The organism is Senegalia massiliensis (assembly GCF_009911265.1).
In the GTDB taxonomy this organism is placed as follows: Bacteria; Bacillota; Clostridia; order Tissierellales; family SIT17; genus Anaeromonas; species Anaeromonas massiliensis_A.
Genome location: NZ_QXXA01000015.1, coordinates 21,453 through 35,660, shown reverse-complemented (window position 1 = coordinate 35,660; position 14,208 = coordinate 21,453). Strand labels below are relative to the sequence as shown.

Sequence of the window (14,208 nt, the reverse complement as noted above, 5' to 3'; positions counted from 1 at the left end):
ATTTTAATCTAAAACACCAAATTCATATCCTTCATTTTTCAAATAATCAATTACCATTGGTAAAGACTCTACTGTATTTTTCTTTGTAGCAGAATCATGCATAAGAATAATAACTCTTTTTTTATTTTTTGTTGTTTCTTTTATATTAAGCAATAATTCATTTGGAGTTTTGTTTCTACCTTCTGAATCTTTATTCAAAGCATTCCAATCAACATATTTATATCCTTGATTTTTTATTGCTTGTCTATATACTGATTTATTTTCTCCAAATGAACCTCCTGGAAATCTAAAAAGATTACTTTTAAAATCATCTCCTAATATTCCTTTTAATATTTCATTGGTTTTGTTAACTTCATTTAATAAAATATCAGTAGATGAATATATTTTTCTATATTCATGAGAATATGTATGATTTCCAATTTTATGATTTTTATTATATATATCTTTAATTGTTTCATCATTATACTTAGCGAGTTTTCCCAATACAAAAAAAGTCGCTTTAATATTCTCTTCATCAAGTATTTTTAATATTTCAGTAGTATTTTTACTTGGACCATCATCAAAAGTTAGAAATGCAATTTTTCTATCATCCTTCTTATATGCCTCCTCTACTGGTACAGTTAATACAGTATCTATATCATCTTCTGTATCATTTTCTGTATCATTATCTATATCATCTTCTCTATTATCAGTCGATAAATCAGTTTCATTATAATCTTGCTCAACTTCTATACTATTTTGATTTGAATTTTCATTCAAATTATTTTTATCATTATTTTGAACATCTATTTTTTTGCCACTATAACTTACACTTTTATGGTTTCCAATTAGAATAATTATAATTACAATTGATATTATACATAAAAATATGAATCTTATAAACCTTTTTTTTCTACTCACCTTTATCCTCCTAAAATTTCATATATCTTTCTAACAATATATATCTTATAAAATATAAGAGGATTTTGAGTAACAAAACAGTATTAAATGGTTACAATAAGATTACATTGTTAATATCCATCATCCTTTTTATTATTATCAGAATGATATTCTAAAATATATTTATCTATTTTTTGACTTATTTTAATTATTATTTCTTTACTTATGTTCATATTAATAGCATTACATAAAATTTTCTTTCCAATAATTAATTTATTAGTTTTCATTTAATTTCCCCCTATAATCTCAATATACATTAAATTTTATAACATATATTAGCAATAAGCAAGTGTAATATATATGCAATCAGCACATTAAAATATTTCTTAAAATCCGTTAAAGTATAAAGTAAGTTAGGAGTTGTTTTTATGGAAAATAATACACCTATAGACAATAAATCCATAGGTTTAAGAATAAGAAACGAAAGAGAGAAATTTAAACTTTCAAGAGAAGAATTAGCAGAGTTAATAAACCTTTCTGATTATTATATAGGACAATTAGAAAGAGGAGAAAGACAGATGAGTTTAACAACTATGGTGAATATATCTAAACACCTTCATATTTCTCTTGATTACTTAATTTTTGGAGATAAAATAAATGAAAGTGCTGTAATTTTAGAAAATAATGGATTTTATTTGAAAGAAAATTTAGAAATCAATGAATTATTAAGTCTACTAAATAAATGTTCTGATAAAGAATTAGAATTATTTCAAAAATTACTAACAACAGTCCTTCCATATATTACATAAATTTCAAGGTACCTAATAGGTACCTTGAAGTTTATTATATTTCTCTTGTTTGATTTTCAAGCCACTTTTGTAAGTCTTCTTCTAAATATGGACTCAATTTACTATATACTTCTTTATGATAATCATTTAGCCACTTCTTTTCTTCATTATCTAACAATGAAGGTTCTATAGCATCTAAATCAATTGGACAATATGAAATTGTTTCAAAATCCATAAATTTACCGAATTCATTTTCAAACTTTTCTTTAACAACTATAGTATTTTCTATTCTAATACCATGCTCACCATTTCTATAAATACCTGGTTCATTAGTTAAAATCATATTTTCTTCTAATTTTATTTTATTAGGCTGTCTACTAATACTTTGTGGACCCTCATGTACATTTAAGAAAAATCCAACACCATGACCAGTACCACATTTATAATCCAGCCCATTTTCCCACATAGGTTTTCTTGCTATTATATCTATATTAGATCCTGTTGTTCCATATAAAAATACTAATTTATCAAGAGCTATATGAGATTTTAGTACAAGAGTAAAATCTGATTTTTCTTTCTCAGTAACATCTCCTAGTGCTATAGTTCTTGTAATATCTGTTGTCCCATCTAGATATTGACCACCAGAATCTATTAAAAATAAACTTTTATCTTCTAAAGTATACTGACTATCTTTATTTGCTTTATAATGCATCATAGCAGCATGATCTTTATACCCTGCTATTGTATCAAAACTAATACCTTTAAATTTATCATTCATTCTTCTAAAGTTTTCAAGTTTCTCAATAGCATCTATTTCAGTAATTTTTTCTTTAGCTACATTTTCTTTTAGCCAATGAATAAATCTCACCATAGCTACACCATCTCTAATTTGACAACCTTTTAAATTTTTAATTTCAATGTCATTTTTTATAGATTTAAGACTTGTAGCTATACTTGTTCCCTTAATTTTATTAGTATTTTTAGGTAAAGATTTGTATAAATATCTATTTATCTTTGATTCATCTAAAAATACATTAGCATTTTCAGCTATATTATTTAAATCTTCAGCTATTTTTTCATATTCCTTTATTTCAACTTTATTTTCTTCTAAAGTATTCTTAGCTTTACCATTCAATTTATCTTTATTTAAATAAATTGTAGCTTTGTTATGAGATACTAAAGCATATGAATATACAACTGGATTGTTAGGTACATCTGTTCCACGTATATTAAACAACCAAGCAATATTATCTAGGCTACCTAAAATATAATAATCAGCATTATTTTCTTTCATTTTTTCCCTTACAGATTGTAACTTCTCTTTTGTACTCTTCCCAGCATATTTTATATCATGGTTGTATATTTCATTAAAGTTTTGTTTACCTCTATCATTCCAAATTTCTTTTATAAAATCATACTCATGATTTACATTTATACCAGTATTCTTAAACTTTTCTATAATATCTTTTGCAATTGCCTGTGATATAACTTTTCCATCAAATCCTACATTACTACCTTTATCTAATACCTCTTTTAACCATTCCGTATATGTAGGCACTCCTTCTAGGCCTTGCTTAAATAAATCTATTCCAGATCCCTTAAGTTGTTCTTCTGCTTGTATATGATATCTTCCATCAGCCCATAAACCATTTTTATCCATAGTTATAACCACAGTACCAGCTGACCCTGTAAAACCTGATATAAAACTTCTCATTTTAAAATACTCTGCAACATATTCTGATTGATGTGGATCTACATCTGAAATTATATAAGCATCAATTCCATTTTGCTTCATTAGTTTACGTAGTCTTTCAATATTACTTTTAATATTCAAATCAATCCCTCCAATTATTATTTCTTTATTTTAAAAGCTAAATGTTTTCTTCTAAATTTCTTATTCTTGAAATAACTTCCATATTCTTTAGTTGAAACAAATATAACTATAATACTAGAGATTCCTGCAACTATTTTTCCTACTATAAATGGTCCTATTATATCAGGTGAAACCCCTAAAACAAATGCCATTTGTCCACCAAATACAAAAGATGCACTTACAGCAAATGCTGAATTTATAACTTTACCTTTATTATCCATCTTGTCATATATAGAAATCATAGGTATTGTATTCACAAGTGATGTAATTACTCCAAGTATGGAATCATTATTTACATTTAGCTTATTTCCAATAGAACTAAGTCCTTTTTCTAATTTTTCTGATATAAAAGACACTAAAGGATATGCTCCTGAAAGAATAATAGCAATTTTACCTATAACTACTAGTCCTTCTTCAATTGGAATTATATCATTAAATATACTAATACCCAAAGTAAACTTTAAAATTCCTATTATTAAACCAAATGTACTAAGTAAAAGTATAAATTTATTAAATTTTTCAAATGCATTAAATAATTTATCAGGACATAAAAAAAGTCCCATTGATATCATAATAGAAAATAATAATATAGGAATATGATTCAATAATAAAATGTCAAAATCTATTCCCATCATAACACCAGAAACCAAACTACCTAATGGTATAGTTATTATGCCATATAATATTCCCTTTGAAAAATGTTTTTTATCTTCATCTTTTATCATTCCAAGGGCAATAGGAATAGTAAATACAAGGGTAGCACCTAGCATTGAACTAAGTATAAGTCCAGAGAAAATCCCAATTTGAGCATCATGTGCTATAGCTAATGAAGCATTAAATCCGCCCATATCTGGAGCCAAAAATATCCCTATAAATATAGATGGGTCTATCCCTGTTACTTTTGAAATTGGAAAAAGAAAAGGCGATATAACCTTAGCTATAAGTGGAGATATAGTATAAATACCTAACATAGTAAGGGCGAGACCTCCCATAGATTTAAAACCTTCTTCAAAATGATTACCAAGTTTCATCTTGTTTCCAATTACTTTATCTATGGCTGCTATTATGGAAAATGATATTATAATCATTATTATTAAATTACTCATTATATCACCTCTAATATTTTAATATACAATCATTATACTTCCTTCATATGGTATTGTCTATATATTTGATGTATTGATAAAAAATTATCTTTATAATATAATGATGTATGTTAAATAGAAAATATTGGAGGTATATATGAAGTTAATAATCGAAAATATTAGTAAATCATTTGAAAATAAAGAGGTACTTAAAGATTTAAATTTTGAATTTAATAAAGGAAATATCTATGCTCTTCTTGGAAGAAATGGAGCAGGAAAAACAACTTTTTTTAATATATTATCAGAAGAGTTAAAATCAGATGAAGGTAAAGCTTACATAGAAATAAATGGTGCGAGAAAAAGATTAGAATCTACTAACTTATCATATGTATATTCTGATCCTATACTTCCTGAATTTTTAACTGGATATGAATTCATAAAGTTTTTTATAGATATAAATAAAGATAAGTTAGATCATCCTCTATTAATAGATGAATATTTTGAAATAATAAAAATCAATTATGAAGACAGACATAAATTAATCAGGTCATATTCTCATGGAATGAAAAATAAGCTTCAAATGCTCATGTTTGTAATAAGAAGGCCACCTGTAATATTATTAGATGAACCTCTAACATCTTTAGATGTAGTTGTAGCTTTAGAAATAAAAAGACTCCTTAGAGAAATTAGAAAGGATCATATAATTATATTTTCTACTCATATCCTTCAATTAGCAAAAGACTTATGTGATGAAATAGTAGCTTTAAATAATGGTAAATTATCCCTTATGCAAAAAGAGCTATTACAAAATCCTGATTTTGAAGATAAAGTTATAGAAATGCTTGAGGAGAAAATAAATGATTAGAACAATTAGACAAATATCAAATATACAATTTTCAATATCAATAAATGCATTTTTATATTTTTTAAAAAAGATTCCTTTAATAAAAAATTTACTTAAAAATATTAATTATTCTTTTATGAAATTTAAAAGTATACTAAGTGTTTTATCTATAATTTGGAGTTTTGTTAGTACACCTATAAAAACTGCTGTATCATTTTTGCTCCCTATTTTTTTACCTGCATTTTTGATATTTGATGGTGATATAAATATAAATATAAATGCTATATTTTCGCTTATACTTTCATTTTATTTTATATTAGCATTTGTATTTTCAAATACACTCTCTACAGATAAAGAAAAGTTTATTTTAATAAAACAAATGAGAATGCCACCTAAAGAATATTTTATTTCTAAAATATTCTTCGAAGAAACTATTAAATTTTTAGGTAAAATAATATTTTTTTATATATTCTTTAAGTTTTTAAATTTCAACTTTTTATTTGGAATTAAATTATCTTTAATGATATCTTCAATAAATATAATAAGTGAAGCATTATACCTTTTCTTATTTAATAAAAGACAATTTAATGTAAATAGTAAACCAATAATTCAAGTTATTATATATGCTATTATAGTTATAGTAAGCTATTTAATATCTTTTTTATTTATGCCAAAATTATATTTTTCATTTGTATATTTTTTCTTTACAAATAATATACCTTTTTTAATTACTTTAACCTTAGGTATTTTATCAAGTATATACATATATAAATATGAAAACTTTTGGGATGTAATAAATTCTCAAAATACTATAGAGGATTTTAAAGAATTAAATGAAGTTTACAAAGAAGCTAATTTTGTGGGCATTAAATTAGATGAAAAAGATTATTCTACTGATGATTTAAAATCAAGTAAATTTAATAATAAAGAGGGATATGATTATTTAAATTCCATATTTTTCGAAAGGCATAAGAAAACAATATATAGACCAATGCTTATAAAATCAGCTATAATAATACTTGGTTTCATAGCTATATTGGTATTAAATATATTTATAGATGATATCCCAGAAAAAGAACTAATAGATATGATAATAAATAAATATACATTATTTGTTTTTATAATTTATTTACTATCTAATTCGGAAAATATAATTAAATCACTTTTTTATAATTGTGATATATCATTACTTAAATATAGCTTTTATAAACAAGGTGATGCTTTGCTCAAAATGTTTTTTTTAAGACTAAAAAAAATAATTTATAGTAATATTATTCCTATATTGATACTATGTTTAGGTCTATTAATCATTACATTTATTTATGATTCCTCAAGGATTATAGATATAATACCAATTTTAATATTCATTATAGTATTAAATTTATTTTTTTCAATACATTATATTTTCATGTATTATATTTTTCAACCTTATACAACTGATTTAAAAGTTAAAAATCCTTTTTTTAAAATTATTAATTTTGCTGTATATTTTATTTCTTACATGTCATTACAAATTGACGCACCAGCAAAAATATTTTTACCTATTACAATAGCAATTTCTATTATTTATATATTAATTGCTATAACTTTAGTTTATAAAAAATCACCTGAAACATTTAAAACAAAGTAAGAGTGTGCTAGTATGAATCCATAATTAAAGGCAAAATGATGTATAAATTTATACATCATTTTGCCTTTAACTCTATTCTACATTTTATTGCATATTTTGTATTTTTTCAGAATTAATAAACAACCCTTCAATAAGTTGACTCTCTTTATTAAATACTGTAGTTACAATAACTTCATTCTTTTCATTTGAATAATCTGAACTATAAATCAACTTTATATTATTTTCATCTACTTCTTCTGTAGTTAATAATTCTTTAGAACCTTTTATATAATCCCCTATTAATTCAGATATAAGTAAAACCTGCTCTTTGAACATGCTTTCATTTAATTGTTCTTTCATATTTTCACTAAAATCCTTACTAAAGGATTCATAGTCTTTTTTATCTATAGAAATTAAAAAGTTTTCTACTATATCATCTGCCCAAGATGATATAGTTTCTTCAGGTGTTTTTACATTATCATTTATTTCTTCATTTTCATTATTACATCCAATCAATGAGCTAAACATTAAAGCTATAATTATAATCATAATTATTCTATTATTTCTCATACTAAAAAACCTCTTTCATTTTTTTCTTGTATTTAAATGTGACATTAAGTAATATAACACTCCATATAATAATATAAGTCCATATAAAGATTTCACTATTAATGATTAAGATAGGTAAGTTCACTAAAGTATGTATGATAAATGCATATAATAAATTTTTATATTTTTTCTTTTTAACACTATATAAGACAATTAATGATAATCCAATATGTATTATTATTGCTAGAACTCTTTCGAAACCTGATAAAATTATATTTTCTACTGTTATATTACTAAATAAATTCAAATTTCCATTTAAAAAACTATAATAAGCTTTTATAAAAGGTAATCCTACAAGATAAAATGCTTCTATGCCTCCATGTCCTATTCCAAATGCAATGCCTTTTAACCATGTAATATGATCTTTTAAAATGAATTTAAAAGATAAAAATCTACCACCTTCTTCAACTAATGCTGCTGTTAAAGCTAAAAATATGGCATATACATAAGTTTTTGAAGAAATATTTACTATAAACCAAGGCTTCAAACTTAAATAATTTAATATAGGAATCCTAATAGCTATTTGAACTATAAAAAATGTAAGTATTCCTATTATAGACCAAATTAAAGTCTTTTTATCTTTTTTATATAATAGAGCTATAAATGCAACTGGTAAAATTAGTGTTATAATCAAAGTTATAACTATTGAAATATGCTTAATTAAGTCCATATTCCACCTCTTTTCTATATAATATTATTTATTATATCACACACTTAGTATGATATAAAGAGAGTATAAAATAATACTATATATATATCTTTATCTTCCATTGATAACTAATAAATTCAACATTAGTTTATATTGACACTTATATACAGTATATGATACTATGTATTCAAAAGAATAAAACGTTAACACTAGGGGAGCTTTATGGCTGAGAGTGATTTATCACGACCCTTACTACCTGAACTAGATAATACTAGCGGAGGAAAGTGTATATTTTAAAAAATATCCACTACCTTTGTAGTGGCTTTTTTTATACTAAATTTTAAGGAGGTTCAATATGAACAAAAAATGGAGTGCAAAAATGTTAACAGAAGGTGGAATATTAATAGCTTTATCAATATTACTTAGTTATATAAAAATATATCAGGCACCCAGTGGTGGATCTGTTACAGCTGGTAGTATGATTCCCATAATGATATTTGCTATAAGATGGGGACTAGGTCCTGGAATATTTATGGGAGCTACTTATGGACTTGTAGACTTTTTATTAAAACCCTCATTTTATCATCCTATACAATTCTTATTAGACTATCCAATAGCATTTGGTTTTTTAGGACTTGCAGGTCTAGGATATAAGATAAAAAAAGATGGAGTAAAGGGATACTTAACTTTGATTATTGGTATAATATTAGCATTAAGTGGAAGATTAATTTCCCATGTATTATCTGGTGTAATATTCTTTGCCTCATATGCTGGCGATCAAAATCCTTGGATTTATTCTATTGGTTATAATGCAACATATATGGTGCCAGAACTTATAATATCTATATTAATAATAAGTTTAATTTGGAAACCAATGAAAAGGACTATTAAAAGTGAAAATTACTAAAATAAAAAAGCTGATTAAATCAGCTTTTTTTAATAACTAAATATTTTTATACAGTCTGTAACTATAAATATTTAATCATCATAAAATCAGTAAATTTATATCCCATTTTTTTATATAAACTCACTGCTCTTTCATTATGTGCAAAAACATGTAGTTGTACACTATCAACATCATTTTCTTTCAAATACTTATCTATCAAATTCATAGTTTGTTTACCATAACCTTTACCCTGATATTCTTCTTCTAATTCAATATCATATATAAAAGCTTGCTTAATATTATTGTTTATATAAATGTTCAACCATAGTACTCCTATATTATTTTTTTCATGAGTTACAGAAAATAAATAGTGTTTTTTTGTTTTTAAACCTTCAGGCAATAATTTTTTAAATTCTTTTTCTGCTCTTTCTAAAGAATCTTCTTTTATCCAATTACCAGCTTTTACATGTTCATTAGCATATTTCTTTATAGACTTATTTATGTATTTAGCAAAAATATCATTAGTCATGGGTCTTAACAGTAATTCCATATACAACAACTCCTTACTAGTTTTTCAGATTTAATCATTTTTTATAGCAAAATTTAATTATTTAATTTTTCAATTTCTGGGTATTGTTCAAGTAATTTTTCATTAGCAATTTCTAATTGTCTATAGTATTCAGCATAAGAATTACTTAGTTTTTTCATCGCTGGGATAAATATATCATAGTATCCACTTACACTATTAAATTCTTTAAGCAAAGATTGAATTTTATATGCAGGTGAATTTTTGTATTCAACTGATTGCTTAAATTTTAAATATTGCTTTAATATTTCCTTATTATCCGATAAAAAATTATCAGGGTTTTCTATAGATAATTTAGTTTTCTTTGTCATTTTTTTGATATCTTCAGTTTATCCATTCATGAACACCATAATCTCTAAGATATTCTGCTATTAAATTATCTTTGTAGTATATCTTAATTTTATCTGTATATATGTTAGTTTTTATAAATTTTTCTACAAAATAATCTGGAACTGAATATTTATTCTGTTCTACATTTATTAACTCTTAATTCCTTTCTACGAGCTGCATCATAATTAGGCTTAAAAGGTAAAAGATAAAGTTTTTCTTCACTTAAAATGTCCGAAGAACTCTTATTAGAAAGCCAATGTCTCTTTTTAGAATTTAATTCCATGATTTCTTTTATCAAATGTTCATTTGCTTATTCTAAAGAATTAAAATCAGTTTTTATTGGAAAGGCTTTTCTTCTTATGAATTCAACACCTCTTTCAACGTGACCTTTTTCATTTCCACATCTTGTATTGCAAAATCTATATTTAAAACCATAATACAAAGCAATAGATATTAAATGATCGGTAGCTTCTTTTTCAGTCTTACCAACAAATCTTTTAACAGCTTGTTTCATATTATCATAAACAACTTCTTTATGATTTCCCTCGATAAAATTAAAAAATTCCACATGCATATCTAAAAAATTCTCTGTTTTTTGATTATGGTAAAGCTTTGAATAATGAAAAGAACCATTAGCAGTAGTGAATAATCCCATATATAATGATAAAGATTTACCACCTATCTCAAGTTTTACTTCACCCCAATCAAATTCTACAGTCTCTCCCAATTGATATTCTTGTCTTATGAAAGTTTCTTTTTTATCATAGGTATCTTTGGTGTAATTACAAACAGTAGAATAACTAATATCATAACTTTTTTCTATCAAATATTCATGAATATCTATTTTTTTCATTAATTGCTTAGCTCTACCGAGCGACTTATTCTTTTCATTTTTTAAGATTAGATTCTCAATCTCATTTTTAACATCATTTGTTAATTTAATTTTAGTTCTACTACTTGTATCATATTTAGATTTTAAAGCTAACTCTTCTATCAAAGACACTATTAGATCTTGATTTTTATTTTTATCTAGTACATTTAATTCTTTAGTCTTTTTTTGGAATTCATCTATATATTTTTTAACTGTTACTCTGGATATTCCCGTTTCTCTACTTATTTGTCGTTAAGATTTATTTTCTCTAAAGTATTTTAACAATATCTCTGACTTTTCCACCAACCTTATCAACCTCCATACCCCCAAAATATTTTGAATATATAGGGGTATTATATTTAAAAGTGGACTAGTTTTCAATTAGAATGGTGGTATACTTTTAGATTACCATAAACAACTTCGCCTATCGATTAATTATCATGAATTTTTACTTCGATAAACGAAATTGCTGCATAAATATTCATTGCACTAATATAGTTAATGCCATTTTAGAGATTTTTATCTCCTTTTTGAATTAAGAATTCTCCTTCTTACCTTTAAAAGATGTTCTAGATAAGTTTTAGGTATTCAAGCTAAATCTATTCATAATCTATATCAATACCATATCTATATAATAAGGAATATTTAAAGCCATAAAATACAAAATCTATTAAATAAATATGTAATATCTAATGAAAAGTCAACTCTTCTTTCCAGAGTCTAGGGAAACATGTAAAATCATTCATACTTTAACCATTTAATTACTGGATCTCTTTTAGATAAAATATCATCAATATTTACTTTAATGTTTATATCAGGTTTGATAGTATTGCTATGTGAACCATTAACAGGTATTAAAATTTTTTTTGTTGCTATATTGTACATAATTTTTGAATTGGGTAAAGTGAAAGATATTGTATTTCCATAAGCTTTTGTACTATTACCCGTAGCTCCTCCCACTAAAATTCCTAAATTATTATATTTAAATACACCAGCTAAACCATTTCCTGAACTAAATGTTTCTTTAGAAACTAAAATATAAATATCACCATCATAACTTATACCGGATTTATTTATAGATTTTATGGATTGATTAAGATTAACAACCTGATCATATTCTAAATATTTAACTATTTCTAATATAGCTCTAGAATCTCCGCCTGGATTACGTCTTACATCTATTGCTATTTTTCTAATATCTAGTTTGTTAACTTCATTAAAAAACTCGCCTACTGATTTCTTAAATTCATCATTATATAAACACTGGTTTAAATAATAGACTCCTACTTTATTTTCACTATCTATATCATAATAGTAAGGATTATCAAAAATATCTTTATAATGTTTATCTAGTAAATTATATCTTGTATTAAATCTCAACTTTATATTACTCTCTTCACCTTCAATGTTCATTATTTTAAATGTTACAGTTCCATCTTCATTAATAACATTTAAATATTCTAAATACATCTTAGTTGGTAGCAACTGTTCAATTAAAAACTTTAATCTATTTTCATTTTCAACAGATAAAACTTTACTAAAATCGTTTAATACTTCATTTATTGATTTATTACCAACTTTCAATATTTTGTCTCCTTTGCTAAACATTTGGCCATCCGAAATAATAAACAACCCATCTTCTAACCACTTAACTCTAAAATCCACCGCTCTAAAATCTTGGCTATAAATATCAATCATAGTATGAGCATCATTGATTTGTGACAGTGCTTTAGAAACTATAAAATATAAATTTTTCTCTGTAATTGAATCCTTAATCTCTGAATATACAAATTCATTAAGTTCTCTAGCTAATTCGGGTTTTTCAGATACAAGAGGATGTGTATCTAAGGTCTTTAGAAAATATTCAATATCTTCCTCAACTTCTTGATGAGACATAGCTTCTTCACTTATATTTTTACAACTTACTAATAATAAAATAACTATTATGATAAATATATACCTTTTCATAAACCCTCTCCTCACATATAATATCTACTTAGATAGTACTAATACGTTATTTCAAATTCTCCATTCTGATCCTACTGGAAAATATTTATCTTAAGATACCATCTATATCTAACAATTTAATCATTAATTTAATTGTAAAAAATATATAACATCTTCATAAATACTTGTATCTAAAGAAACCTGCGGAAAAATAAAGAATCTTCTACCTAATCCTTTTTCATCCCATTCATTTACTATTGGCAATCTTTCAATATGTTCTACTCCCATCACTCTTTCTAATTCCCCACTCACTCCTAATGTTGCTGACATATATATTCGTTGCACTGCATTGTTAAAAGGTTCATGAGTTAAAGTTGGAGATATAAAAGGTCTTATACTAATTTTGTTCCAACTTATGAATATATTACAGGCATGTATTTTGTCTTTTATATTAATCCAAGAGTATTGTAAATCAGTACCTTTTACATGTTCATCCATAATATCAACGATGGTTCCTATACTCTCAATCATTTTTATATTAGGAACTTTATCAATCCAAGCCTTTTCGTCTTCAATAGGTTTATCATTGGACATTCTATTATAATGTACAGGATCTATAATCTCTTTTAGATTTTCAATTAATACTTTATACAATAAATTATTATCATGTCTAGAAATGTCTATATTCCAATGAGAAGCAATGTAATCTTCCGCAGAGTGAGCATCATCAAAAAACGTACTATTATTAAAAAACTACTATAGTTTGTAATAGCAATTTTATCAGCTCTTTTATAACTAGATTTAGATTTTGGACTATAATTTTTAAATTTACCAGTAAAAGTATCTACTTGAATTCCATAATTCTCAATAGCTTGTACCTCAACCTGATGTACTAGTTGATTATTTGGACATAAATATACAACCTTCTCTTTATTTTTTCTTCTTCTATACTCCCCTATTACTAATCCTACAAGAGTTTTACCACTACCAGTAGGTAATTCTAAGGCAATGTCTTCTTTATTATATGCCTTATCCATATATATATTAATCATTTCAGTTTGATAATCTAGTAATCCACTTATTGTTCTGTTTTTATAATCTTTATACATCTCTTTTGGATTGTTAAAATTTGAATTTTCTTTCTTTTTTATTATAAAGCCCATCTTTACCCTCCTAAATTTTTTTCATTAGCAAGGTGCAGAAAACTTCAACTCAAAATTAAAGATATTTAACACTATATCTAAGGATTCTT

18 protein-coding genes and 1 riboswitch are annotated in these 14,208 nt (G+C 24.9%); of the genes, 4 read left to right on the top strand and 14 right to left on the bottom strand.

The annotated features are described in order from the left end of the window. Positions 1–3: 3 nt before the first annotated feature. Positions 4–900, bottom strand: a complete 897-nt coding sequence (locus D3Z33_RS13215; protein ID WP_160198249.1) for a polysaccharide deacetylase family protein — start codon at positions 898–900, stop codon at positions 4–6. A gap of 110 nt (positions 901–1,010) precedes the next feature. Then, positions 1,011–1,166: a Spo0E family sporulation regulatory protein-aspartic acid phosphatase gene (locus D3Z33_RS13210; protein ID WP_160198248.1), complete on the bottom strand. Its 156-nt coding sequence runs from the start codon at positions 1,164–1,166 to the stop codon at positions 1,011–1,013. 141 nt (positions 1,167–1,307) lie between these two features. Between D3Z33_RS13210 and D3Z33_RS13205 the strand changes: the two genes are divergently transcribed. Further along, complete coding sequence (locus tag D3Z33_RS13205; RefSeq protein WP_160198247.1) at positions 1,308–1,688, top strand: helix-turn-helix domain-containing protein; 381 nt, start codon at positions 1,308–1,310, stop codon at positions 1,686–1,688. Positions 1,689–1,722: 34 nt separating this feature from the next. Here D3Z33_RS13205 and D3Z33_RS13200 read toward each other — a convergent pair whose 3' ends face one another. Further along, a complete protein-coding gene (locus tag D3Z33_RS13200) occupies positions 1,723–3,501 on the bottom strand; it encodes an aminopeptidase P family protein (RefSeq protein WP_160198246.1) in 1,779 nt (592 codons plus the stop codon). A 17-nt stretch (positions 3,502–3,518) separates the two neighbouring features. Continuing rightward, the gene (gene eutH / locus D3Z33_RS13195; RefSeq protein ID WP_160198245.1) at positions 3,519–4,646 is read right to left on the bottom strand and encodes an ethanolamine utilization protein EutH; all 1,128 of its coding nucleotides are present in this window, start codon (positions 4,644–4,646) and stop codon (positions 3,519–3,521) included. A 136-nt stretch (positions 4,647–4,782) separates the two neighbouring features. Here eutH and D3Z33_RS13190 point away from each other — a divergent pair, with 136 nt between their 5' ends. Together D3Z33_RS13190 and D3Z33_RS13185 are read left to right on the top strand one after the other, a co-directional pair. Next, the gene (locus D3Z33_RS13190) at positions 4,783–5,490 is read left to right on the top strand and encodes an ABC transporter ATP-binding protein (RefSeq protein ID WP_160198244.1); all 708 of its coding nucleotides are present in this window, start codon (positions 4,783–4,785) and stop codon (positions 5,488–5,490) included. Further along, positions 5,483–7,099, top strand: coding sequence for a hypothetical protein (locus D3Z33_RS13185; RefSeq protein ID WP_160198243.1), 1,617 nt, complete (start codon positions 5,483–5,485; stop codon positions 7,097–7,099). The genes D3Z33_RS13190 and D3Z33_RS13185 overlap by 8 nt, the downstream gene beginning before the upstream one ends. An 84-nt stretch (positions 7,100–7,183) precedes the next feature. Here the strand turns inward: D3Z33_RS13185 and D3Z33_RS13180 are convergent, their stop codons facing one another. Together D3Z33_RS13180 and D3Z33_RS13175 are read right to left on the bottom strand one after the other, a co-directional pair. Next, entirely contained in the window at positions 7,184–7,648 is a 465-nt protein-coding gene (locus D3Z33_RS13180) for a hypothetical protein (RefSeq protein ID WP_160198242.1), read from the bottom strand. A gap of 1 nt (position 7,649) precedes the next feature. Continuing rightward, positions 7,650–8,357 carry a YhfC family glutamic-type intramembrane protease gene (locus D3Z33_RS13175; protein ID WP_160198241.1) on the bottom strand — a complete coding sequence of 236 codons (708 nt, stop codon included), beginning with the start codon at positions 8,355–8,357 and terminating at the stop codon, positions 7,650–7,652. A 180-nt stretch (positions 8,358–8,537) separates the two neighbouring features. Then, positions 8,538–8,636: riboswitch (TPP riboswitch) on the top strand. A gap of 55 nt (positions 8,637–8,691) precedes the next feature. Here D3Z33_RS13175 and thiT point away from each other — a divergent pair. After that, the gene (gene thiT, locus D3Z33_RS13170; protein WP_160198240.1) at positions 8,692–9,243 is read left to right on the top strand and encodes an energy-coupled thiamine transporter ThiT; all 552 of its coding nucleotides are present in this window, start codon (positions 8,692–8,694) and stop codon (positions 9,241–9,243) included. 61 nt (positions 9,244–9,304) lie between these two features. Here the strand turns inward: thiT and D3Z33_RS13165 are convergent, their stop codons facing one another. From D3Z33_RS13165 to D3Z33_RS13135, 8 genes are all read right to left on the bottom strand, one after another. Then, positions 9,305–9,772, bottom strand: coding sequence for a GNAT family N-acetyltransferase (locus D3Z33_RS13165; protein ID WP_160198239.1), 468 nt, complete (start codon positions 9,770–9,772; stop codon positions 9,305–9,307). Positions 9,773–9,825: 53 nt separating this feature from the next. After that, on the bottom strand, positions 9,826–10,119 hold the full coding sequence (locus D3Z33_RS13160; protein WP_160198238.1) for a hypothetical protein: 294 nt from the start codon (positions 10,117–10,119) through the stop codon (positions 9,826–9,828). 13 nt (positions 10,120–10,132) lie between these two features. After that, positions 10,133–10,234, bottom strand: coding sequence for a hypothetical protein (locus tag D3Z33_RS17180; protein ID WP_431768839.1), 102 nt, complete (start codon positions 10,232–10,234; stop codon positions 10,133–10,135). A gap of 34 nt (positions 10,235–10,268) precedes the next feature. Next, on the bottom strand, positions 10,269–10,436 hold the full coding sequence (locus D3Z33_RS13155; protein WP_160198237.1) for a hypothetical protein: 168 nt from the start codon (positions 10,434–10,436) through the stop codon (positions 10,269–10,271). A gap of 12 nt (positions 10,437–10,448) precedes the next feature. Further along, positions 10,449–11,135 (bottom strand): transposase, encoded by a 687-nt coding sequence (locus D3Z33_RS13150; RefSeq protein WP_160198236.1) that lies wholly within the window; start codon positions 11,133–11,135, stop codon positions 10,449–10,451. 612 nt (positions 11,136–11,747) lie between these two features. Beyond that, entirely contained in the window at positions 11,748–12,977 is a 1,230-nt protein-coding gene (locus D3Z33_RS13145) for a S41 family peptidase (RefSeq protein WP_160198235.1), read from the bottom strand. 123 nt (positions 12,978–13,100) lie between these two features. Next, positions 13,101–13,610, bottom strand: coding sequence for a hypothetical protein (locus tag D3Z33_RS13140; protein WP_160198234.1), 510 nt, complete (start codon positions 13,608–13,610; stop codon positions 13,101–13,103). Between the two features lie 26 nt (positions 13,611–13,636). Next, a complete protein-coding gene (locus tag D3Z33_RS13135) occupies positions 13,637–14,119 on the bottom strand; it encodes a DEAD/DEAH box helicase family protein (protein WP_160198233.1) in 483 nt (160 codons plus the stop codon). Positions 14,120–14,208: the final 89 nt, after the last annotated feature.